The sequence below is a fragment of the Cohnella sp. GCM10027633 genome, assembly GCF_042675445.1.
In the GTDB taxonomy this organism is placed as follows: domain Bacteria; phylum Bacillota; class Bacilli; order Paenibacillales; family Paenibacillaceae; genus Cohnella.
On the sequence record NZ_JBHTGV010000001.1, the window covers coordinates 442874 to 465803 of the forward strand.

General features: G+C 59.4%; 21 protein-coding genes. 8 read left to right on the forward strand and 13 right to left on the reverse strand.

The annotated features are described in order from the left end of the window. The first annotated feature begins 86 nt into the window (after positions 1-86). The 3 genes from ACFQZG_RS01855 to ACFQZG_RS01865 are packed head-to-tail and all read left to right on the forward strand — an operon-like array spanning position 87 to position 3844. Positions 87-1181, forward strand: a complete 1095-nt coding sequence (locus tag ACFQZG_RS01855) for an endospore germination permease (RefSeq protein ID WP_378149493.1) — start codon at positions 87-89, stop codon at positions 1179-1181. Further along, positions 1168-2655: a spore germination protein gene (locus ACFQZG_RS01860; RefSeq protein ID WP_378149495.1), complete on the forward strand. Its 1488-nt coding sequence runs from the start codon at positions 1168-1170 to the stop codon at positions 2653-2655. The genes ACFQZG_RS01855 and ACFQZG_RS01860 overlap by 14 nt, the downstream gene beginning before the upstream one ends. Before the next feature lies 1 nt (position 2656). Beyond that, entirely contained in the window at positions 2657-3844 is a 1188-nt protein-coding gene (locus ACFQZG_RS01865; protein WP_378149497.1) for a Ger(x)C family spore germination protein, read from the forward strand. Between the two features lie 18 nt (positions 3845-3862). Here the strand turns inward: ACFQZG_RS01865 and ACFQZG_RS01870 are convergent, their stop codons facing one another. The 3 genes from ACFQZG_RS01870 to ACFQZG_RS01880 all read right to left on the reverse strand — a co-directional run bounded on the left by ACFQZG_RS01870 (position 3863) and on the right by ACFQZG_RS01880 (position 7512). After that, the gene (locus ACFQZG_RS01870; RefSeq protein ID WP_378149499.1) at positions 3863-4888 is read right to left on the reverse strand and encodes a CobW family GTP-binding protein; all 1026 of its coding nucleotides are present in this window, start codon (positions 4886-4888) and stop codon (positions 3863-3865) included. A gap of 53 nt (positions 4889-4941) precedes the next feature. Further along, complete coding sequence (locus tag ACFQZG_RS01875; protein ID WP_378149501.1) at positions 4942-6906, reverse strand: tetratricopeptide repeat protein; 1965 nt, start codon at positions 6904-6906, stop codon at positions 4942-4944. Positions 6907-6996: 90 nt separating this feature from the next. Continuing rightward, positions 6997-7512 (reverse strand): ADP-heptose synthase, encoded by a 516-nt coding sequence (locus ACFQZG_RS01880; protein ID WP_378149503.1) that lies wholly within the window; start codon positions 7510-7512, stop codon positions 6997-6999. Positions 7513-7657: 145 nt separating this feature from the next. Here ACFQZG_RS01880 and ACFQZG_RS01885 point away from each other — a divergent pair, with 145 nt between their 5' ends. Then, complete coding sequence (locus tag ACFQZG_RS01885) at positions 7658-8170, forward strand: hypothetical protein (RefSeq protein WP_378149505.1); 513 nt, start codon at positions 7658-7660, stop codon at positions 8168-8170. Positions 8171-8630: 460 nt separating this feature from the next. On the opposite strand, the gene ACFQZG_RS01890 is transcribed toward ACFQZG_RS01885, so the two are convergent. The 4 genes from ACFQZG_RS01890 to ACFQZG_RS01905 all read right to left on the reverse strand — a co-directional run bounded on the left by ACFQZG_RS01890 (position 8631) and on the right by ACFQZG_RS01905 (position 13368). Further along, a complete protein-coding gene (locus ACFQZG_RS01890; protein ID WP_378149507.1) occupies positions 8631-8924 on the reverse strand; it encodes a hypothetical protein in 294 nt (97 codons plus the stop codon). A 25-nt stretch (positions 8925-8949) separates the two neighbouring features. Beyond that, positions 8950-11259 carry a thiamine pyrophosphate-dependent enzyme gene (locus ACFQZG_RS01895; RefSeq protein ID WP_378149508.1) on the reverse strand — a complete coding sequence of 770 codons (2310 nt, stop codon included), beginning with the start codon at positions 11257-11259 and terminating at the stop codon, positions 8950-8952. Between the two features lie 41 nt (positions 11260-11300). Beyond that, on the reverse strand, positions 11301-12305 hold the full coding sequence (locus ACFQZG_RS01900; RefSeq protein WP_378149509.1) for a 2-oxoacid:acceptor oxidoreductase family protein: 1005 nt from the start codon (positions 12303-12305) through the stop codon (positions 11301-11303). 145 nt (positions 12306-12450) lie between these two features. After that, positions 12451-13368 (reverse strand): polysaccharide deacetylase family protein, encoded by a 918-nt coding sequence (locus ACFQZG_RS01905; RefSeq protein ID WP_378149510.1) that lies wholly within the window; start codon positions 13366-13368, stop codon positions 12451-12453. A 126-nt stretch (positions 13369-13494) separates the two neighbouring features. Here ACFQZG_RS01905 and ACFQZG_RS01910 point away from each other — a divergent pair, with 126 nt between their 5' ends. Continuing rightward, on the forward strand, positions 13495-16473 hold the full coding sequence (locus ACFQZG_RS01910; RefSeq protein WP_378149512.1) for an efflux RND transporter permease subunit: 2979 nt from the start codon (positions 13495-13497) through the stop codon (positions 16471-16473). Between the two features lie 64 nt (positions 16474-16537). Here the strand turns inward: ACFQZG_RS01910 and ACFQZG_RS01915 are convergent, their stop codons facing one another. Next, positions 16538-17212, reverse strand: coding sequence for an MOSC domain-containing protein (locus ACFQZG_RS01915; protein WP_378149513.1), 675 nt, complete (start codon positions 17210-17212; stop codon positions 16538-16540). 112 nt (positions 17213-17324) lie between these two features. Here ACFQZG_RS01915 and ACFQZG_RS01920 point away from each other — a divergent pair, with 112 nt between their 5' ends. Further along, positions 17325-17465 carry a DUF6254 family protein gene (locus tag ACFQZG_RS01920; protein WP_378149514.1) on the forward strand — a complete coding sequence of 47 codons (141 nt, stop codon included), beginning with the start codon at positions 17325-17327 and terminating at the stop codon, positions 17463-17465. A gap of 82 nt (positions 17466-17547) precedes the next feature. Here the strand turns inward: ACFQZG_RS01920 and ACFQZG_RS01925 are convergent, their stop codons facing one another. Beyond that, positions 17548-18276 (reverse strand): phosphonate ABC transporter ATP-binding protein, encoded by a 729-nt coding sequence (locus ACFQZG_RS01925; RefSeq protein ID WP_378149516.1) that lies wholly within the window; start codon positions 18274-18276, stop codon positions 17548-17550. Positions 18277-18412: 136 nt separating this feature from the next. On the opposite strand from ACFQZG_RS01925, the gene ACFQZG_RS01930 reads away from it, so the two are divergent. After that, positions 18413-18643, forward strand: a complete 231-nt coding sequence (locus ACFQZG_RS01930; protein WP_378149518.1) for a hypothetical protein — start codon at positions 18413-18415, stop codon at positions 18641-18643. Positions 18644-18684: 41 nt separating this feature from the next. Here the strand turns inward: ACFQZG_RS01930 and ACFQZG_RS01935 are convergent, their stop codons facing one another. Then, a complete protein-coding gene (locus ACFQZG_RS01935; RefSeq protein ID WP_378149519.1) occupies positions 18685-18822 on the reverse strand; it encodes a hypothetical protein in 138 nt (45 codons plus the stop codon). A gap of 187 nt (positions 18823-19009) precedes the next feature. Here ACFQZG_RS01935 and ACFQZG_RS01940 point away from each other — a divergent pair, with 187 nt between their 5' ends. After that, positions 19010-19750, forward strand: a complete 741-nt coding sequence (locus ACFQZG_RS01940; protein WP_378149521.1) for an HAD family hydrolase — start codon at positions 19010-19012, stop codon at positions 19748-19750. A 100-nt stretch (positions 19751-19850) separates the two neighbouring features. On the opposite strand, the gene ACFQZG_RS01945 is transcribed toward ACFQZG_RS01940, so the two are convergent. The 3 genes from ACFQZG_RS01945 to ACFQZG_RS01955 form a co-directional block, all read right to left on the reverse strand. Next, positions 19851-20873: a hypothetical protein gene (locus ACFQZG_RS01945; RefSeq protein ID WP_378149523.1), complete on the reverse strand. Its 1023-nt coding sequence runs from the start codon at positions 20871-20873 to the stop codon at positions 19851-19853. Between the two features lie 102 nt (positions 20874-20975). Next, positions 20976-21296 carry a Rieske (2Fe-2S) protein gene (locus tag ACFQZG_RS01950; RefSeq protein ID WP_378149524.1) on the reverse strand — a complete coding sequence of 107 codons (321 nt, stop codon included), beginning with the start codon at positions 21294-21296 and terminating at the stop codon, positions 20976-20978. An 82-nt stretch (positions 21297-21378) separates the two neighbouring features. Beyond that, positions 21379-22869, reverse strand: a complete 1491-nt coding sequence (locus tag ACFQZG_RS01955; RefSeq protein WP_378149526.1) for a glutamate synthase subunit beta — start codon at positions 22867-22869, stop codon at positions 21379-21381. Positions 22870-22930: the final 61 nt, after the last annotated feature.

Genomic DNA, 22930 nt, shown 5'->3' on the forward strand with positions numbered 1-22930 from the left:
CAAGGACGCCGGACGGGAACTTTCTGGAATAGCGCCGCCGGGCGGTTGCCATAATAATGGAAACGCTGGACGATTGGAGCCAAGCCATGAAACGATTGCAAATCCGGGTCGCTCCGTTATTTTGCGTATTCGCGCTAGCGGTCGGAATCAAGAACCACGTCATCATCGTCCCGCTCGTCCTGCAGGCCGCCCGCCGGGATTCGTGGATTAGCGCTCTCGCGGCCATACCTCCGCTGCTGATCTGGGCATATGCCGTATATACGATTATGAAGCGGACCGGAGAAGAGTCGTTGTTCCAATGGTTCAAAAGCCGCTACGGCGCGTTCGTCGCTCGTCTGGTCATCGTACCGTTCCTCTGCATGCTCGTTATGATCCTCTATATTACCGTTCTGGACTCGTGTACGTGGACGAAGGTGACCTACTTGCCGAAGACGCCGTTCCCGGTTACCGTGTCGCTGTTCGTCTTCGCGAGCATGTTGGGCGCGATGAAGGGGCTGCGTACCATCGTCATCGCCTCCGGCGTCTTGCTGCCTTTCGTCATCCTGCTCGGGTTTTTCGTCATGTCCGTCAACTTTCAATTCAAAGACTATACGTATATGTTCCCGATCCTCTCGGGCGGCTTAAAACCCGTGCTTCACGGCATGGTCTATATCCTGGCCGGAACGACGGAGATGATCTTGGTTCTCGTCTTGCGGCATTATATGGTCGGCAAGCTGCGCGCTTGGACGTTCTTGCTCGTCGTGCTGGCCATCACCGAACTCGTATTCGGCCCGATCTTGGCTTCGATCACGATATTCGGTCCGTTCGAAGCGGCCGACCAGCGCTATCCGGCGTTCGAGCAATGGCGCATGGTGCTCATCGGCAAGTTCATCTCTCATCTCGACTTCCTGTCGATCTACCAGTGGTTGTCCGGCTCGTTGATCCGACTCTCGATCTCGATGTTCCTGATCGTCGACTTGATGGGCTTGACGAACCACAGGCGCAAACCGCTGTGGCTGATCGGGATTAGCGCAGCCTTGGTGTACGCCGTTACCGGCCTCAAGATCAGCGACAACCGATTCGCTCTATTCTTGCAAGATTACTATTACCCGGCTCTATTCGCTTTCTTCTACGCATTCCCGTTCGTGCTGCTGGCGATGATCTACGCGAAACGGAGGAATTCGGCGCATGCAACGAACTGAAGACGGCGTCCGCTTGACCTTGCGCGAGCTGACCTCCGACAAGCTGCGCTGGTTATTTCGCAGCAACCGGGACGTGCGGATCCATCCTTACTACGACGACGAAGCTGGCTCCCGCCGGAATCCCTATCTCGTCTATTGCACCGGCATGATCGACGCCAAGCTGTTGAACGACTTTCTCTACGGTCAGTTGAACAAGCTTCTCTCCCCCGCCCAAGGCATAGACGACGGAAGCGCCCCCATCGACTCGCGGCACATGGAGCGGATCGAGGAGCCGGGCGCGGTATCCGCGATGATCGATGCCGTATTCTCCGGCAACCTCGTTCTGTATTTCGCGGACGAGGGAACGCTGTTCCGCATCGGCATGAGCAATCCGCCGCAACGGTTACCGAGCGAGTCCAGCACGGAAATCTCGATCAAAGGTCCTCGGGACGGCTTCACGGAGGAGCTCGATACGAACGTGGCGCTCATCCGCAAACGCTTGAAGTCCACGTCGCTCGCGGTCGAATATTACGAGCTGGGGAGACGGACGAAGACGTCGCTCGCGCTGCTGTACATGACGGATATTACGAACGGCGAGATCGTGAACGAAGCGCGCCTGCGCTTGTCGAAGATCGACGTGGACGGCATCGTGTCCGGCCAACAGCTGGAATCGGCGCTATCGGACAACTCCCTGTCGATGTTCCCGCTCGTAGAATACATGGGAAGGCCTGACTTCGCGGTCGAGAGCCTGCTTCGCGGCCGATTCGTCGTCGTCGTGAACGGCAACCCGATGGTACTCATCGCGCCGACGAATTTAATGTCGTTAATCAAATCGCCGGAGGACGCCCATTCCCCTTATTACTACGTGACGATCGAACGCATGCTTCGCATGCTCGGCTTGGTGACCGCTCTGTTCCTTCCCGGTTTCTGGGTAGCCGTGTCCGCCTTCAACCTGGACCAAATTCCGTTCCCTCTGCTCGCGACCATCACCGTGTCCCGGCTCGGCTTGCCTTTGTCGGGACCGATCGACTTGTTCCTCATGCTTGGCCTGTTCGAGCTGTTCCGGGAAGCCGGCATGCGGCTGCCCAAAGCCGTCGGTCAGACGGTCGCGGTCGTCGGAGGCTTAATCGTCGGCGATGCCGCAATCTCCGCCGGACTGACGGGACCGACGACGCTCGTCATCTCCGCTGTGACGGCCGTGTCGACGTTTACGCTCGTCAACCAGTCGCTCAGCGGATCCGTTACCGTCATCCGTTTCGCCGTGCTAACGCTCAGCAGCTTGTTCGGCATGCTCGGTTTTTTCATCTCCATGTATCTCATCGTTCTGTATTTGTCGTCCCTAACGTCGTTCGGCGTGCCGTACATGGCGCCGTTGTCGCCGATCTCGTTCAAGGACGTGGGCAAAGGCTTGTTCGCGATCCCGTGGCGCTACGTCAAGCGTAGACCGAGAATCTATAAGACCCAAGACTCAACCCGGCAAGGAGATGACTCCTGACATGAAGCGAGCCGTACGATCGTTCGTGTCCGTCCTGACGACCGTTGCGCTTGCCTGCGGACTATCCGGTTGTTGGGATATCAAATCCGTCCAAGACGTCAATTACTTCACCGGCATCGGGATCGACTACAAGGACGAACAATACGTTATCTACGTTCAACAGCTCGATTTCTCTAGCGTAGCCAAGGCGGAGGGCGGCGGAGGCGGGAAGAGCGACAAGCCCGCGAAGTCCTGGATCGGTCATGCTAAGGGCAAATCGTTATCTGCCGCGGTCATGGAGCTGTACCGGACCTCGCAGCAGACCGTATTCTGGGGGCATCTAAGCACCGTCGTCATATCCGAGAGCTTGTTGAAATCGAACAAGCTGCTTGAAGTGTTCGACGCGTTGACCCGCAGTCCCGAAATCCGGATGACTCCCTGGATATTCGGAACGAACGAGCCGATGTCAGATGTATTCTCCACGCTCGCGTTCTTCTTCCTATCGCCCCTCAATACGATTCTGTACGCGCCGGAGAGCAGCTTCAAGCAGAAATCCGCGATCGTGCCGATGCGCATGTACCGCTTCGTCCGGGAAACGCGAGACCCAGGGTGCACCGTGCTCCTGCCTTCGCTCGGCGTCTCTTCCGACACGTGGGAAGTCAATCGCAAGCCGGACGCGAAACTGGAAATGACCGGCGTCTACGCGCTGCTGAACGAGCGGTATAAGAACTGGTACTCCCTGGAACAGATGCAGGGCGTGAAATGGATGAGCAAATACAACCGCACTTCCCGGCTGTTGCTGGAACGGGAGGGCAAGCCTCTCGCGACGCTTCGCATCGGCAATCCGAAAGCGAAAATCAAGATCGTTCCCGGCGCGTCGGACGATCTGCAAGTGACGTTCTCGATCAAAATGCGCGCGGAAATGCTGGAGCTCTGGCAGGAAGCGGGCGAACGGGAGCTTGAACAAGCGGCGGTCGACCATGTTCGCGCCGACATCGAGAAGTCCATGAAGGAGAGCATGAAGAGTCGTTCCGATCTCTACAATATCGAACACGAACTGTATCGCAAGCATTATAAAATATGGAAGCGGCTCACCCATAACGGGCAAGTCGCTTTCGAATACGGTAAGATTCCGGAGCTTAAGATCGACGTTCAGATTTCCGATTCCGGCATGTACAAGCTGAACCGCAAGTTCTCGCCGTACGATTGACCGCCAGCCGGCGGCCGGTCAATCGCGAGTCAGTCTATCCAGCTCCGCGAGCAGATCGCGCTCCGAGAACTCTTCCCCGATGAACACCGCCACGTCGTGGACGGTTCCTTGCGGCGTTATGCGCATGAAGTCTTTCTCGCGGTAGGCGTATTGGAACAGGAACCGTCCCGTCGTATCGCCGAAGGTTACGATGCCCTTCGCGCGGTACACGCCTTCCGGAAGTCCGGCTAGGAATCGTTCGAATGCATGGCTGTCGATCGGTCCCCGCAAATAGTAGGTCAATGCGCTGACGTGATCATGCATTCGAGCCTCGGGAGCGCCGTCATCGCGCGCGTGTTCATGATCGCAATGTTCGTCGCAGGAAGGACCGTGACGATGCGCGGATTCCGGCACGTCGGACTTGTCGTCGTACAACGAAGCGATATCCACGGACGCTCTCTCTACGGCGAAGACGCGCGCGCGGGCGTTCCATCCCGATAGCGCGCCCGTCAGCTCCTCCCGCTCCGCCGGTCCGATCAAGTCGATCTTGTTCAAGACAAGCGTGCCTGCCGCCCGAATCTGCTCGATCATGAGCTTAAGCGTTCTACCTGAACCGATCCGAACCCGATCGAGCAGATGACGGGCATCGACGACGGTGACGATGCCGTGAAGGGCGACCCTTTCGTACAGCGAAGCTTCTGCCACGCCGTCCATTATGTCCAACGGTTGCGCTACGCCGGTCGATTCGATCCATACGACGTCCGGGCGATGCTCGCGGACGATGCGCACGATCTCCATCGCCACGTCGCCTCGCAGCTGGCAACAGATGCAGCCCCCGAGCATCTCCGCCATCGGGATGTCGCCGCCGAGCAGATCTGCCTCCACGTTCACGTCGCCGACCTCGTTCAGCAGAACGGCCAGCTTCAATCCGCGCGCTCTTGCGTCGGCGGCCAGCTTGTTCAGCAGCGTCGTCTTCCCGCTGCCGAGGTATCCGGTCAGAATATGTACCGGGACGATGCCCCCGGTCGGTTCGTTGCTTGCGTTCGTTGCGGTATTCTCGTTCATCCGTTGCTCCTGACCTTTCGCGTTCGATTGCCGCCGTGAATGTCGTTCGTTAATTAAGATAAATATTTGCTCGCGCCGTAAGAATCCAAGAAACAAGCTTTCGCTCTCTCGCGCATTTCGTCGTCGAACCCGCGCAGGTCGTTGAGCAACGCGAACCGTTCGTTCTCCTCCCGCTCGCCTCCGGCATAGAGCAGCCATTGGGCCAGATCGTGCGCGGCGCGTCCGCGATCGAACGAATGGTGGTACCAGAGCGACGCCCGCTCCAAATACGCCTGCGCCTCGAACGGATTCACCTCGATCGCCTTCGTGAACGACGCGATCGCCTCGTCATGGCGGTCCAACTGGTTGTAGACGACGCCGAGATTGTAATGACCCTGCGGGTCGTCGGGCAGCATCTGCGCGTACACGCGGGAATCGGCCAACGCGGCGTCGTATTCGTCGAGCCGGAAGTGGATGAAGCCGCGTAACCAAGTCAGCCTCGCATTGTTCAAATCCAGCTGCAAGCCTCGATTGCAATCGTCCAGCGCATCGGCGAGACGTCCGGCGGAGAAGCGGCATCGCGCTCTCCGGTCGTAGATTTGCGGATTGTCAGGCTCAAGGGCGAGCGCGCGCGTGTAAGCGGCGTCCGCGAGCTCCCAGTTCTCCATGCCGACGTACAGCTCCCCGAGCGCGTAGCTCGTTCTGCTCTCTTGCAGCAGACGCTCGTCGAGCGTCGTCGCCTCCTGAATGTCCATCATCGCTTCCTCGTGCCGGTCCAGCATATAACGGGCGAAGCTTCTTCGCATGTAATATTCCGCGGTACGTTCGAGAGCCAGCGCCTTCGAGTACGATTGCTCGGCTTCCTCGTACCGGTCCGCGTCGATGGCGAGCTCCGCCCGTTGCTTCCAGTTGAGCGGATCCTCGGGCTCCCGCTCCGTCAGATCGACGCTGAGCGCGCGCGCTTCTTCATGAAGATCGGCTTCCCGATACGCGTCGGCCAGCCAATATTGCACGACGCGATTGTCCGGAGCGTGCGCCCGCGCATCGACGAGCGCCGCGATCGCTTCCTTCAGCTTGCCCTGCAAGCGGTACGTCGTGCTGAGCTCCATCGAGACGGGCAGCCATCGCGGATTGACCGCGCCGAGCGCCAGCAGCTTCGCGGTCGCCTCCTCGTGCCTGCCCAGCGCTCGCAGCAGCACCGCTTGCCGCAGCAGCAGCTCCGGCGCCTCCGGTTGACCGCGCTGCGCCTGCTCGATCGACGCGAGCGCTTGCTCCGGCTGCCCGTTCTGCTCGTATAACCGCGATTCGTACAGCCGGAAGCCGAATTCGTCGCGCGCGTTCTGCGCGAAGCTCGCCGCGGCCGCGTGCGAGTAATTCGTGCGCGTCTTCAGCAGCGATTCGCCGTGGTCGGCGAGCTTCTCCCATTGATCGTGCAAGCGGATACCGGCTTGCAGGACGGCGATCGCGTCTTCTGTACGGCCTAGCTTCTCGAGAGCCTGCGCCTGGCGGTAATAGTAGTGCGGAATCGCTCGAGTCTCGTCGGAAGCCGCGAGCCGATAGCACCGTTCGGCTTCGCCGAAATGGCCGAGCTTCATGTGAACGTTGCCGAGTTCGTAATAGGTGGACGCCTTCGAATCCTCCCTGCGCCTGAGCGCCTGCTCGAAGTCTCGAACGGCGTGGTCGAATCGCCCCAGATCGTGATTGGATATCGCCCGCGTGTACCAGTACAAATACGGGCCCGGATCGATGCGGATCGCCTCGTTCAAGTCTTCGATCGCCTGCTCCTCTTGACCGAGCTCGTTGTAGATATGGGCGCGCCGTTCATAGGCATGCGGGCTGGCGTTCTTGCGGAGCAAGCCTCCTAGCACGACGAGCGCGCGATCGGAGTGTCCGGTATCGTGAAGCAATCCGGCGTAGTCGACGAGCTCCTCCTCCGACATGGATGCCGTTCCCCATCTCTCGTACCATACGAGCGCTTGCTTCAGCTTCTCTTGCCGATGCAGCTTCTTCGCCATTCTGCGGGACCATCGTCTGAACATGTGCATCCCCTCCTTATCGGCGTCGTATCGCTACCCGTTCCTTAAGTGAAGCAAAAGCTGCCGATATGTCTCGGCAGCTTCGCTCTATACCTATCCTTCGGTCGTCTCGGCTGCTTCCTCGAGCGCGAACTCGAAGTCGTCGATATCGAACAACTGAACCGAAATACCGTTCTGTATGACTTTGTCTTGGAATTCGATCTGGTCCGTCAAGATCGGGCTCTCCATCCGCTGAGCCAGCAGGATGACTTCCGTCTCGATCGGATCGAACGCTTCTCCGAACTGCATGTTCTCCGACGTGTTCACGACGACGAACGTGACGTTCTCGTTGATCGGAAGCGGCGGGCTTTCCCGCCATGGAGCGGCGAGCGCTCTCTCCAGCTTCTTCTTATTGAACGGATCCTCGAAGAACGCGATCATCTCTCCGATCTTGGACTTGACGTGCGTATCGTCGTCCTTCTCCGGCATGACCGGTTCGGGACTGTCCTTCATATCGTAAAGCTCCATTACCGTCGTATACGGAATTCGATATTCGACTGTCCGTTTCGGCAGAAGCAGTTGACCATAGATGGCGATCATGACCGCCTCGATGACAAAACGCCGACTCATCTTAAACAATTCCCTCCCACAAAACGTTGCACAGCCTTCGCATTGGCTTTCATTATATCATAAAACGACGGACGCGTTGCCACCCTTTGGGGTATAATATTCGAAGAATGCGAACAATATCTCCCCGCCATGAGAGGTGTCGCCTTTGTCCGAATTGTCCTTCAGCTATTATATGCAGATCGATTCTCCCGAGACTGAACGAATGTTCCGTGACGGCATGAACGCCGCCGGTTATTTCGCGTTCTACGCGTTCGCGGAGCAATTCCGCGAGTGCTTGCGGCAATACGGCGACGAGGACCGCTCCCGCTTCGGGAAGCTCCTGCGCCGCGGCAGGGAGCTGTTCCCCGACCCGATGCGGTTCAGTCCCTCCTTCAGGGAAATCTGGGACGAGTACGATCGCATCCTGGCCGCCAAGAACGAAGCGTTGGACGCCGTTCCCCCTGCGGATCGAGCGGGTGAATGGCAAGTACTGATCGACAATCCGTACCATACCGGTCAGGTCGTTTGCTATCCGGGGTTGCCGTTCTTGGAAGCCTCGTATCTGTACGGCTACTTCCAACGCGAGCTGAAACCGAACGAGGTGCTCCGACTCCAACGCGTTACGAATAGCCTCGTCGCGAGCGGCAACGCCGAGCAATCTTTCTTCCCGAGTAGCTAGACGAGGAGCGATAGACGATCGCGACATTGCAACGCGCCAGACATGGCGCGCGACCAGTGCCCTATCGCCTTATCATCACTATCCCGTCGCGTCAGGAGTTGCACGTTCAGCGTTTGACCGCCTTATCGCCACAATCCCGTCGCGTCAGACAGATTCGCATCCGCCTGCCCCTTCGGCCCTCTAACCTATTCCCCGGCCGTGAATTTCCGCAGCAGTACGTGGCACCGTTACAGCGTGCGTATTCGCCTTTGGCGCGATGCAGCGGTACGTGGCACCGTTACAGCGTGCGGATTCGCCATTGGTGTGTTGCAGCGGTACGTGACACCGTTACAGCGTGCGGCAACCCGTCCGATTCTCATCTGACCTAACGGGATAGTGACGATAAGGCCGCCGAACCCGCAAGCACGACGAAACCCCGCCGCTCCTCCCGGAGCGACGGGGTTCGTTTATTCACCTGCCGTTATTGCGTAACGATCGCGCCTTCCCTGTACGCGACGACCCGCCGAGGATCGTTGCGAAGCTTCACGTTCGCCATCTTCGCTTCGTGCTCGGAGAGAGACAAAGGCTCCCATTCGCGGAGTTCGCCTCCCGGGTCGCCCGGCGCGATGCCGGCTTCGGCCAGCGATTCGGCCATCTCGGCGTCGCTCGGCGACTCTTCCCAGAGACGGAGACCGTAGTAAGCGAGCGAATAGCCGTTGCGCTGCGCGTACGAGAGCAACGTCCCGCTTGCCGCGTGCTTCATGACGTAAGGCATCCGCCTGCTCACCCGCTTCGTATTTTTACAAATAAGGATTGTCGTTCTTCGCCTTCAGCATGTTCCATCGCCGCTCGATCTCGTGCTCGAACTCCCGCAGCGTCTCGGCGTATTCCGGCTTGGACAGATGCTTCGTCTTGCCCATCAGTTTCAGCCAGTCGCCGACCGGCACGCGCTTGCCCTTCTCTTCCGGATTGAACGTGATCGTCGTGACGCCTCTCTCCACTTCGTATAGAGGGAAAAAGCACGTATTGACCGCGTAGTCGATGATCGTCGCCCCGTCTTTGTCCTCGGACAGCCAGTTGAGCGGGCAGGTGATCAGAATTTTGCCGTATACCATGCCGACGTTCTGCGCATACCATTGGGCTTTCGCCGCTTTTCTGACCAAATCCTGCGGACTCGCTTCGCTGCCCGTGAACACGTACGGAATGTTCGTCGCGGCCATGATCTGGGCGGTGTCCTTATGGTGGAACACTTTGCCGCCTTGATGCTTGCCGACGTTCGAGGTCGACGTACGATGCCCCATCGGCGTCGAATAGCTCAACTGCGCCCCCGTGTTCATATAGCCTTCGTTATCGTACTCGAGAATGATCATCCGGTGGTTGCGGAGCGCCGCGCCGATCGCCGGCCCCATGCCGATGTCCATGCCGCCGTCGCCCGTGATCATGACGAACGTGAAGTCGTCCTGCAAGCCGAGATGGTCGAGCTCGCCTCTGCGCTTGCGCTCGTGGAACATCTCCACGACGCCCGACAGCGTCGCCGCGCCGTTCTGGAACAGGTTATGGATGTAAGTCGCCTTATGCGCGGAATACGGATAACCGGTCGTGACGACCATCGCGCAACCCGTATGGAACAACGCGACGATGTCCCCCTCGATGCCTTTGAAGAACAGCTCCAATCCGGAGAAAATACCGCAGCCCGGACATGCGCCGTGGCCCGGCGCGATCCGCTTCGCCTTCTTCGTCAGCGCGCGCAGCGGCGGGATGCGGACGTTCACCTTTCCCGTCTCTTCGTCCGGCGTGACGGTGATGAGACCCGTCTTCACGTCTTCGTATTTCATCGGCTCGAGCACCCGTTTCGGCGCTTTGTTCGGATCGCCCGGCGAATGGCCGTGGTAATCGAACGGCTTCTCGACGAAGCCCTTCTCCGCAGCTTCGATCGCGAACCCGAACATCGTCAAGCCGTCCTCGGCGTAGAAATCTTTGCCCCCGAGTCCGTAAATCCGGCTAACGACCATCGTCGTATGGTTGCCGTATTGCTGCAGCGCCGCGCGAATCTCGAGCGACATGTTGCCGCCGTGGCCGCCGTAGGCGTCCGCGCGGTCGCCGACCGTAATCGCCTTCACGTTCTTCAGCGCCTCCGCGATCGCCTTCGAAGGGAACGGCCGGATGATGTTCGGGGAGATGCTGCCGGCTTTCACCCCTTGCGCCCGCAATTGGTCGACGACGTCCTTGATGATCTCGGATGAAGAGTTGAGCAAGAACACGGCCACTTCAGCGTCGTCCATCCGGTATAGCTCCAGGATCGGATAGTCGCGCCCCGTCAGCGAGGCATACTCTTGGGTAATGCGCTCGTATACCGCTTCGGCGCGGTACATCGCCATGCTTTGCTGATAGCAGTTGTTAATGTAATCCGGCTCGTTCATATACGGGCCGACCGTAATCGGATTGTTGCGGTCGAGCACGTGCTTGAATCCTTCCGGCGGCTTCTCGCCGACGAACTTCTGCACGTCCTCGCGCTTGGCGAACGTCATGACGCGGCGTTTCTGGTGGCTCGTGAAGTAGCCGTCCTGCGCGACGAGCACCGGCAGACGGACTTCCGGGTCTTCGGCGAGCTTAAGCGCGATGATGTTCATGTCGTATACCGATTGCGGATCGCGGCACATGATGATCGGCCAGCCGGTGTTCAACGCGAAGTACAGGTCCGAATGGTCGCCGTGAATGTCGAGCGGACCGGATACGGACCGGCAGACGAGGTTCATGACCATCGGGAACCTCGTTCCGGACTGAACCGGCATTTGCTCGAGCATGTATAAGTACCCGTTCGCGCTCGTCGCGTTGAATACGCGTCCGCCGGCCGTCGAAGCGCCGTAGCAGACGCCCGCGGAGCCGTGCTCCCCGTCCGCCGGGATCAAGACGATGTCGTGCTGGCCGTTCGCTTTCATGAGATCGAGGAATTGCGCGACTTCCGTCGACGGAGAGATCGGAAAATAACCCATGATGTGATAGTTGATCTGGTGTGCGGCATATGCTGCCATCTCGTTGCCTGATTCATAGACGATACGTTGCTCGACGGTTCCGGACTGCTCCATCTCCTTGCGCATGTCAATCGCCATTGCAGACTCCACCTTCCTATCGCTTTTCTCGTATATTCGGGTTATTGCGCCAGCTGGAATTTATGCTTCACGCGGTGCTCGTCGGCGTAGCCGTCCGTCTCCCGTTCGCTGGACAGCGCTTCGGTCGGACACGCTTGTACGCACTTCAGGCAGCCTTTGCAGTATTGATAGTCGATGCCTTGCAGGAACATCTGCGGGCGGCCCTTCTTGTCCAGCTGCTCCTCCCAGACGAAGCAGAAGTCCGGGCAGACGTTGTCGCAGGCGGCGCAATGGATGCACTTGTCGTCCGCGAAGTGCGGCATCATCCCCGCGCGCGATATGCTCAGGTCCTTCAGAATGCTATTGCCCGGGTTCGTGATCATCCCGCCGATCGGCTGCGTCTCGTAGCCGAGCACCGGCGTATCCATGCGCACGTAGCTGGGCATCTCGTCGCCTTCCGGCAGCGCGAACGACTGGAACTTCACCTCGTCGTAGCCGCGCTGGAACGTATTCAAGGCCGGCTGTACCGCGCCGGGATATTTCTTCTCCAGCGACTTGCGGACGACGCCTTTCATGAATTCGGCGTCCAAGAAGTCGCACAGCCGGAACAGTCCGCCGAGCATCGCCATGTTGACGCGGTTGTTCTCGTCCATCGAGATGCCCGTCGCGTCGACGACGGCAATAATACCCGCCTTCATCTTGAGCTGCTCCTTGAGCTGCTCCGGCGATTTGCTCGAATTGACGAGCACGATCGTGTCCTCGTACATGCCCGAGATGACGTTGATCGTCTTGGACAGATTCTCGTGGAACACGCCGATGACGTTCGGCCTTTCGACCGGAGACGTATCGCGAATCCGCGCGTTCGCGTCGCAGAAGCGAATGTGCGCCTTAACCGCCGATCCTTTCTTCTCCGAGCCGTACGAGCTGAAGCTGACGCCGTTCAATCCGACGCCCATTACGCCTGCTTCCGCCAGCATTTTGCCGGCCAAGTTCGCCCCTAGTCCGCCGATCGATTCCAGTCGAATTTCGAAAAATCCAAGTTCATTTACCTTAGGCAGCATGACCATGGCGCATTGAAATCCCCTCTCGCGGTTAGTGGCACTTTGAAAATTCAGACTTTTTTGTAGATTGCAAATATTAACCTATTCTCGTTTCTTTCGCGATTTCCTGCCTCCTCTTTGAAATCGCTTTATTTCGCGTTTTTTCGCGGGCTTAAATCGCTAAAGTTCGTTGCAGCAGCTGAAGCTCCCGCCACCCGATCATTCGGATATTCTGTTCCTCGAGCGCTTCGCGAACTTCCGGATCGCGCCAGAACGCCAGCTCCATCCCCCTCTTGTCCGGCTGCCCGTGGAACGACCGGAGCTCTTCCGTCAGGAGTGCGGGATGGCCGATCCACTCCGTTACGCCGGGCAGAAGACCGCGAAGCATCGCGATGCCATGCGCTTTCAATTGTTCGTAGCCTTCGCCCGGGGCGAGCCTGAATTCCGGCCCCGTCACGTAATCGGGCAGCACGATGCCGCGGTCCTCCGCCAGTCTCGCCCGTTCCTTCGCCCGCTTCCCCAGCTCCTTGGGTATCGATCGGCCGCCGGTCTCGCGCAGCGAACGCGGCAGGCGGAACGGCAAGCCGTACGCCGAGCAGACGTCGAATACGATGGAGAGATAGTCGTTCCCGGTATGGAAGCCGTACAAGCTGCCCATATGGTTATCGGCATGCGTCAACGTCAATCCTGCGGCAAGCGCCGCCTCGGTCTGCGCGATCAGCTCCGCCCGGATCTGCTCGGGATCCGCCTTGCGCTCGATATCCGTATTCGTCGCAGGGAACCAGCCTCCCCGCTCCGTCAACGTATCGGACGGGTACAGCCTGCCTATAGGCCCCCATCTATATCCGGCCCACTCGCTCGTCAACGTCCAATGTACGCCGATATCCGCCGCCGGGACGCGGGCGAGAAGCGACGCCGCCGCGGCTTCCGACCAAGGGCAGGGCATCATGATGGTCGCCGAGCTAATCGCGTTCTCTTCCAGCAGTTGCAGCACGCCTTCGTTCGCGCTTTGGCATAACCCGTAATCATCGGCGTTTACGATCAATAGACGGTCATTGCTTGCATAACCCATCTGCTCTGCCGTATTCATCGCCGCTCGCCTCCTTGTTGCATTATATGACGGAGTGCCGCGCCGATTGCCGATCGACGACTCTTTTCCACGTCAATCCAATTGACTATAATGAACGTCATAGCGTAATTAAAGGAGCCTTTCCTTATGAAATCATGGATCCGATTCAGCATGAACAACGGCGTCGCCTTATTGCTCATCGTAGCGATATTGATCGGCGGCGGCGCGCACGCGATGAACCAGATGAAAATGGAGAAGTACCCCGCGGTCGACATCCCTTACTTGACCGTCCAGATCGTGTACCCGGGCGCTTCTCCCTCCCAAGTGATGGATGCCTTCGGCCGGGACGTCGAGGCCGAACTGAACCGGCTCGACCGGCTCGACGACTTGTACGTGACGGCCGGCACGAACTACCTCGCCGTCACGATGGGCTTCGAGATGGGCATCGACATGGACGTCGCCGAGGCGAACGCGAGAGCCGCCGTCGGCAAGGTCGATCTGCCGTCTGCCGTCAAGAACGTCGCCTACTACAAAGACCAATTGGAAGGCGACGTCTATTCGGTCGCGATCTTCGGCGACGACGCGAAGGCGTTGCAAGCTTACGTTCAAGATCGATTGCTGCCTGCCTTCCGGGCGATCGACGGCATCGACCGCGTCGACGCGACGGGACTCGTGGACGAGCAAGCCGTCGTCGTCCTGCGCGAAGCAGAATTGACTGCGCGAGGCCTTGACGCCAATCAAGTGAAAGCCGCCATCGCATCCGCGCAGCTGTCCGTTCCGATCGGCAGCTGGCGGACGAACGACGAGCTGCTGCCCGTGCGCGTCGGCGGCACGATCGCGTCTCTCGAACAGCTGCGAGGTCTGCTGCTTCCCGGCGCGCAAGGGCCGATCGCCCTTTCCGAAGTGGCGGATGTCGCCTACGAGCACGGAGAGAACCAACGCGTCAGGTTGAACGGCAAGCCCGCCGTCTTCCTCTCGGTCATCGGCCAAGGCGGCTACGACAGCGTGCGGCTCGTGAACGATCTAGCGGCAGCCGAGGACGAGATGGCGATGCCTGCCGGACTCGGCAAGCAATTGATGATCAACCGCACGGTTGAGATCCAGCAGTCCGTCGACTCGATGCTGCAAGAAGTGCTTCTGGGCGCATGCATGGCGATGCTCGTCACCTTGCTCTTCCTGCGCAACCTAAGATCCACGGTGATCGCCATCATCTCGATTCCGCTGTCCATGTTCGCGTCGTTCCTCGTCCTTAACCGGCTCGGCTACACGCTCAACATCATGACGCTCGCCGGCATCGCCGTCGCGATCGGACGCGTCGTCGACGATTCGATCGTCGTCATCGAGAACGTGTTCCGGCGCGTGCGAATGTCCGCCCGGCGCGACGACCTGCTCGTCGAGGACGCGACGAACGAAGTATCGCGAGCGATTACTTCCTCGACGCTGACCACGGTCGCGGTGTTCTTGCCGATGGCGTTCGTGCCGGGCATCGTCGGCGCGTTCTTCCGGCCGCTCGCCTGGACGATCGTCGTCTCTCTGCTCTTCTCTCTGCTCGTCGCGATTACGATCGTGCCTTTGCTGTCCAAGATGAGCTTGCTGAAGGTGAAGCACAAGGAGCATGCCGAGAGCGCCTTGCAACGATCGTACCGGCGCATGCTCGGTTGGTCGCTCTCCCATCGTCTCGTCACGCTGCTGCTCGCGTTCCTCCTGCTGCTCGGCAGCTTGGCGGTTCTCGCCTCCGGCGTGCTCGGCTTCAACTTCCTGCCTTCCGAGCCGTCGCGCAAGTTCACCGTCCAAGCATCGATGGCCGAAGGCGCGAACGTCTTGACGACGGACGGCATCGCCGCGCGAATAGAAGAGATCGTTAAGCGGCATCCGGTCAAGTACGTCGCTACGAACGTAACGAACCAGAACGCGAACGTCACGTTCGCCGTCGGCGACGAAGTCGTCGACACGGACGAGCTGGCGCGCGAGCTTCGCGAGCAATTCAAGGAAGTGCAAGGCGCGCGGACGATCACGCTGGCCGGCGAGGGCTCGATTGGGGGCACGAACGAGCTGCTGATCACGGTCAACGGTCCGGACGCGGCGACCCTGCTGCAAGCGGGCAACCGGATGGTCGAAGCGTTGTCGGACGTCGCGGGGCTGGCGGATGTCCGACATTCCGGCGAAGGAGAGAAGCCCGAAGTTCATTTCGTCTCCGACGAACGGAAGCTCGCCGAAGCCGGGCTCAATAACGGAATAATCGCTCAAGCGACGAGCATCGCCATTCAAGGAGAGACTCTAATGACCGCCATGCTGGACGGCAGGAGCGCGGATATCGTCCTCCGCTCCGGCTCCTCCCCGGCCGATCCCGCGCCGTTCTCCGCCCTGGACGACATCAGGGTAACGAACGTCGCAGGCCAGTCCGTGCGGCTCGGCGACGTTGGAAGCTGGGAGCGCGAGCTCAGCCCGTCCTCGATCCAGCGGCTGAACCAGAAGCAATACTTGCAGCTGAGAGGCACGATTACCGATACGAATACCGGCGGCGTCACCGCGACGGTCGAGAGCAAGCTTAAGTCGATGCAGCTGCCGCCGGGCGTCGCTTGGGAAGCCGTCGGAGCCTCCAAGGAAATGAATGAAGGCTTCGTCAGCATGGGGATGGCGCTCGGCATCAGCGTGTTCCTCGTCTATCTCGTCATGCTGCTGTCGTTCGGCGAATGGCTAACGCCGTTCGTCATCTTGTTCTCGATTCCGTTCTCGCTCGTCGGCGCCCTGGGCGGGCTATGGCTCGTCGGCGAACCGGTCGGCATGCCAGCCATGATCGGCTTGCTCATGCTGAACGGCATCGTCGTGACGAACGCGATCGTGCTGCTCGAGCGCGTGCGCGGCAACCTGAAGGAAGGCTTGGCGCGAGACGACGCCTTAATGGAAGCCGGCGTCACCCGCCTCCGTCCGATTCTAATGACGGCCATCGCCACGATGGGAGCGCTGTTCCCGCTGACGCTGTCTTCCGAAGTCGGACTCGTCTCGCGATCGCTGGCCGTCGTCGTCATCGGAGGGTTGGCGACGTCGACGCTGCTGACGCTGATCATCGTGCCGGTGCTCTTCAGCCTCATGCACCGCAGACGGACAACAATTCCCTCGCGCTAACGGAACGACAAAAAAGGACCTTCAAGATCATCGGCCTGTCGCCGAGCCTTGAAGGTCCTTCTCGTTATCCTTCCAACCTCTCTAATCTAGCGGTCAACGTCCGCACCCAACTGGCCGATAGCGCGTCCACCGCGAGCAAAGCGCGAATGCCGTCCGCATCGTCCTTATCGCGATGCATGACCCGGTTCGCCTCGGCTACCGTGATGCCCGCCGGATGACGCGAGAGCAAGCGCAGCGTATCGCCCGCGCTAACCTCCCCGCCCGACAGCGTGCGGAAGTAGAAGCCCGTCGCTCCCGTCTCGGTCACGAGCAGGGGCAATTCGTCGAGCCCCCATCGCATAGCGAGCTTCCAACAAGGCTGTCTCGGCTGGCTCGCCTGCACGACCGCGCTCCCTATGCCGAACGTATCGCCGATGCGCACGTCCGCCTCCAGCAAGCCGGAGACGGAGAAATTCTCGCCGAACGAACCGTGGGGCAGCGTGCGTCCGAGCACTTGCTCCCAGTGCGGATAATGGTCCAGCGAGTAGACGCATACCGCCTTGTCGGGTCCGCCGTGATAGACGAGATCCGCTTGCTCGTCGCCGGCAAAGCCAAGCTCGCCTAATCGCACCGCGCCGGCTACCGAAGATTTAACGATGGCAGACCGCTGGTCTTTCCCTTTGTATTGCCCGGCTTGCACCTTGCCCACGTTCAGGGAGACGACCGGTATGGCCTCCAATGCCGCGTTCGCGTTGTTCACGTTCCTTCAATCTCCTTCATCGATCGCCCGATCGCCGGCAGCGTATAATCGACCGTCGCGATCGCCACGATAAGATCGCACCCTCATTCCGATTCAGAAAGGAGCTGCATCGATGGCACCGTCCAAGAGACGCCGGGAAAGCGCCTGGAAAAGCCGCAAGCAGCAAAGTCAAATTCACGGCAAAGTTCCTTCGCTCCACGGATTGGCGAACGACGCCGATCCGGAAGGCAAACCCGATCCGGCGAACGAGTAACCGCGGTCCTCTTCCTACCGCCGGCGAGGCACGGCGCGCAACGAACGCGTCCTGCCGCGCCGGCGGCTTGTACGACGACGGATTAACTGATTCGGATCCGCTCCGCTCCCGTCAATCTTCTGCCACTCACTTGAAGCACGATGCGGCCGTCCTGCATGCCCCAGATCTCGTCCGCGAACTTCTCGGCCAGCTCAAGCCGGTGCAGCGCGGCGACGATCGTCGTCCCCTTCTCCGCGCACAGCTTCTTAAGCGTTCGCATCATTTCCTCCGACGTATGCGGGTCGAGTCCCGACACCGGCTCGTCGGTCAGAACGAGCTTCGCGCCGTGCACGAGCGATCTCGCGATCGCGATCCGCTGGCGTTCCCCGCCGCTCATCCGTTCGACCTTCTGCTGCGCCAGCTCCAGCAAGCCGACCTTCTCCAGCATGTCCATTCCGCCCATGTAGTCGTCGCTGCGCACGGATCCGATCAACCTGCGCCATAGCGGCGTTTGGCCGGCTACGCCGATCAGCACGTTTTTGAGCGCGCTCTTCTTCTCAAGAAGCAGTGGCTTCTGTTCGATGTAAGCGACTTCCCTGCGATGCTTCATGCGGGCGAACCAGCCCGCTTGCATAATGTCTTTGCCGTCAACCTTGTACTCGCCTTCGGTCCACGTCTCCTGCAAGGCCAGCGCCTTCAGCAGAGCGGACTTGCCGCTGCCGCTCTCGCCGACGACGGCGATGAACGTGCCGGGCTCCAGACGGGCGCTGACGCGATCCAGAATCGTTTTTCCATCGGGAATTTTGCGCGTTAAGCCAGTAATAACGATCATCGATGCCCTGCTCCTTATGTCCAATATAAATCTAGTGTATTGCATATGAGAAAAGCTTTCCATACGAACAAATGTTTGCTATACTGGTAATAGGAACATATGTTCCGACATATAATGTTAAAGGTGGGATGACGGAATGGTAAAATGCGAACATCTCCGTTACGTGGAAGCTCCCAAGGGAACGCGGCCGTCCATGGACTTGACATTCAAATTTTTCGACGACGGCAAGCTGGTCATCATCGATAACGATACGGGCAATACAATGAACCCCCGCGAATTAAGCGGGGGCAGTTACGACTTCTATGTACGTCAACGGCTCCATCGCATCAGACGCACGCTGACGGAGAAGATCGCCAAGTACGCTTAAGCGCGCGCGAGCAATGACGCAGGTTGTCCCAACGGCTCGCGTTAAGGCAAGTTTTTGTTGATTCCGTTCAGGCTGGCCGGCAATCGCGCCATTTTACCGAGCCTCAGCGCTTGCTCGCGGTCTTTGAAGTGCGCGTTGTTCCGCTGGTCGTCGATTTTGCTGCTTTTGTTTTTAGGCATAGCATCACCTCCCGCCCTTCGCCTTCCGCGAAGGGTTTGTTGTTAGTTTTCCTTTTTCCTCGCATTTACAAACCCTCTGCGTCGGGCCATAATGAATTTATTGAATCCGATACCCATTCGCGCCGGCGCGATTCGCCTCGAGCGGAGCGTCGCCGGACTTCGTAGCAGCATAAGGAGTTGGCAAGCCGTGAAACAACGCATTTTGTTCGATCTGGACGATACGCTCATCTATTGCAATAAGTACTTCCACTTTATTCTCGACCAATTCGCGGACGAGATGTCGACCTGTTACGCGGCGGCCGGCCTCGGCCGCGACCAGATCATGAGCAAGCAATCGGAGATCGACGTCGCGCGCGTGCAGATCGACGGCTTCAAGAGCGAGCACTTCCCGCAATCGTTCGTGGACACGTACCGATACTTTGCCCAGCTGACGGGACGAACGCCTTCCGTATACGAAGAAGAGAAGCTGTGGAAGCTGGGGCATAGCGTGTACGAGCTTCAAGCGGAGCCGTACCCGATGATGGAGGAGACGCTGTTCTCGCTCGCCGAGAGCGGCCACGAGCTGCATCTGTATACGGGCGGGGATTACGCGATTCAGCATCGCAAGATCGACAGCTTGAAGCTTGAACGCTACTTCGGTAATCGTATCTACGTGCGCATGCACAAGAATACGTCGGCGCTGGAGCAGATCTTGACCGAAGGCGGGTTCGACCGCGACATGACGTGGATGATCGGCAATTCCGTCCGCACGGACGTTCTGCCCGCGCTGCAATGCGGCATCCACGCCGTATATCTGAAGCAGGACGGCGAATGGACGTACAACGTCGTACCGATCGACGCGACGCCCCGCGGCGCGTTCCTGACGCTGAACGCGCTGCCGCAGGTGCCTCCCGCGATTCAAGATTTTCTAGCCGGCTCTTTGCGATAATACGACCATGCGATAATACGACAACGACCTAGGGACTCGGCATCCCTAGGTCGTTGTGCATATCTTCTATTGTTCTTCGCCTTGGACCGTAACGGACGGGCTACTTCGCAACCAAGCCGCTCAGCTTCTCGAAGATTCGCCTTACGCCGTCCGACCAGAGCGGATCCTCCGCATAGGTCGTGTTGAACCACGAGAACGGCTCGTATCCCTCCGGCCGCTTCTTGCCGAGATTCGCGATCGTTCGCGCGGCGATATCCGCGGAATCGTGAATGTCGGTATTGTACGCTTCCCAGCTATGAAACACGTTGAACGGGTTATTGGCGATGTCGCGCGCATGCTTGGCCGTCTCGGGCACGAACCCTTGCTCTTGTCCCGTTAAGGCGAACAATAGCAGCGGATGCACGTCGTGCGCCTTCGCGCTCGCCACGATCGCGCCGAAGTACGGCTCTTCCGCCAGCAACGCGTCGCGTCCGCGCAAGTAGCTCTTGACCGCCGGCTCGTCGATCTCCGCGTACCTCAAGCGAGGCGGCATGCCGACATCCGGTTCGGGAGCAGGCATGACGATGACCTGCGGCACGTAAGGAACGGGCTTGGCTTCCGGAACATCCGGCTTGATAAGCAACAATACCGCTGCGGTGGCGGCTCCGATCGCCGTTACGGCAAGTCCGGTCCAGACGAGCTTCCCCGGCTTAAAGTAAGATCGCCGATTCGCATCGGAGACGTATGATTCCGCGTTCGCATCGCCGCCGACGCCGGATCTCGACAGCCTGCCGGCGATTTGCTCCGCGCTCCAACGGCCGGGAGATCGCTCGTCCATCCAACGGCGAATCGACTCGACGAGTTCCGTCGCTTGCTTATCTTCGTTCCACTCCGAGCAGACGTCGATGACGTCCTCCGGAGATACGTCGCGATTATCCCGAACGAGACAACGCGTGATCAGCTCGTTCGCCAGCTTCGTCTTCGCCTCGTCAGGCAGTTCCGGAAGCCGCTGGCGCAGGCCGCGGCGAATCGCGTCCGCGACAATCTCCGCCCGCTTCTCTCCCGGCAGCGGGGCATACTTCGTATTCACGTAACGGCGTATGACATGCATGTCCGCCTTCGTCATCAGCGCGACGCGTTCCATCGTATTCCCCTCTCGCCCATCGGGATGCCAGACGAATCCTTCCCAGTGTAACATAGAGGAAACTTTTGGGGAACGCATCTCCGGCCCTGTATCGTCGCCCGGTTATTCGGCCGAAGCCGCTAGTCGAATGGCGCGCTGAACATCCTCCGAACGGATGTATGCTTCGATTTGCTGCTTCTCCCCGTCCGTCAGCTGGTATTCCGAGTCGCAGTCCTCGTCGAGCGTGGCCAGTTGGATCGGATCGCCTCGATGCGTGCAGACGGCCAATATCGCGAAATCGATCAAGTCGAGCGGCAGCGGCGTCTCTTCCGCCGTCTCGACGCGCAAGGTCACGTCAACCCATTGATTATCTCTTCGAACCGCTTCGTATCGTAATCCCTCGAACCGGAGCTCGGTCCATTTCTCGTCGCCGTATCGAATCATTATCTAACCCCCATCGCGTCTGTGAAAAAAGAGGCTGTCCCCGGATGCGAGACAACCTCTTCATTATAATCGATTAATCGGTTTACGGAAGCATCGTGCTTCCCATCAGGAAGCGGTCGACTTCGCGAGCGGCCTCGCGGCCTTCGTTGATCGCCCATACGATCAAGCTTTGTCCGCGTCTCATATCGCCCGCGGCGAACACTTTGTCTACGTTCGTATTGTATTTGCCGTAACGCGCCTTCACGTTCGAGCGACGGTCCGTCTCCAGGCCGAGCTCGTCGATGATCGTGCGCTCCGGACCTTCGAAGCCGACGGCCACGAGAACGATATCCGCGGGCCATACTTTCTCGGTACCCGGAATTTCCTCGTAGATCTTCCGGCCCTGCTCGTCCACGTAACGGCGGATTTGCACGGTGTGAAGCTCTTTCACGTTGCCGTTCTCGTCGCCGACGAACTTCTTCGTCAGAACGGAGAACGCGCGAGGATCTTCGCCGTAGATCGCCTTCGCTTCTTCGTGAGCGTAATCGAGCGTGTACACGTTCGGATACTCCGGCCAAGGGTTGTTGATCGAATCGCGCTCAAGCGGAGCCTTGGCGTGCGTGCCGAACTGGGTAATGCTGCTGCAGCCGTGGCGAAGAGCCGTCGCGACGCAGTCCGTGCCCGTGTCGCCGCCGCCGATGACGATGACGTGCTTGTCTTTGCCGGAAATATAGGTGCCTTCTTGCAGGCCGTTGTCCAGGTAGCTCTTGATCGTGCTGTTCAAGTAGTCCATCGCCTGATAGATGCCCTTAAGCTGATGACCTTCGACGTTGCCGATCGGACGCGCCTTCGTCGCGCCGCCGCACAGAACGACGGCGTCGTATTGCGCTTGCAGCTCGCGGGAAGAGATGTCCTTGCCGATCTCGGTGTTCGTTACGAACTTGACGCCTTCCGCGGCGAGCAGATCGACGCGGCGTTGCACGATGTCCTTCTCGAGCTTCATCGTCGGAATGCCGTACGTCAGCAACCCGCCGATGCGATCGGCGCGCTCGTACACGGTGACCGAATGGCCGGCTTTATTCAGTTGAGCGGCCGTTGCCAAGCCCGCCGGGCCGGAACCGACGACGGCGACTTTCTTGCCCGTGCGCGTCTTCGGCGGCTCCGCCGTTACCCAGCCTTCCTCGAAGGCGCGGTCGATGATCGCTTGCTCGATCGTCTTGATCGTCACCGCGTCGCCGATCAAGCCGACGGTACAGGAGCCTTCGCACGGCGCCGGACATACCCGTCCCGTGAATTCAGGGAAGTTGTTCGTCTTCGCCAGACGCTCGTAAGCTTCTCTCCAGAGGCCGCGGTAGACGAGGTTGTTCCACTCCGGAATCAAGTTGTTGATCGGACAGCCGGAAGCGTTGCCTGCAAGCTCCATTCCGGTATGGCAATAAGGGGTACCGCAATCCATGCAGCGGGCGCCTTGCGTGCGCAGCTGCTCTTCGGAGAACATCCGGTGGAATTCATTCCAGTCCTTGATGCGCTCCAAGGGATCGCGGTCGCTCGGAAGCTCCCGTTGATATTCCATGAATCCCGTAGGTGTCGACATCTACATTTCCTCCATCTGCCTAAGTAACGCACGTGCTGCGCAATCCATCTTTCATCCCACT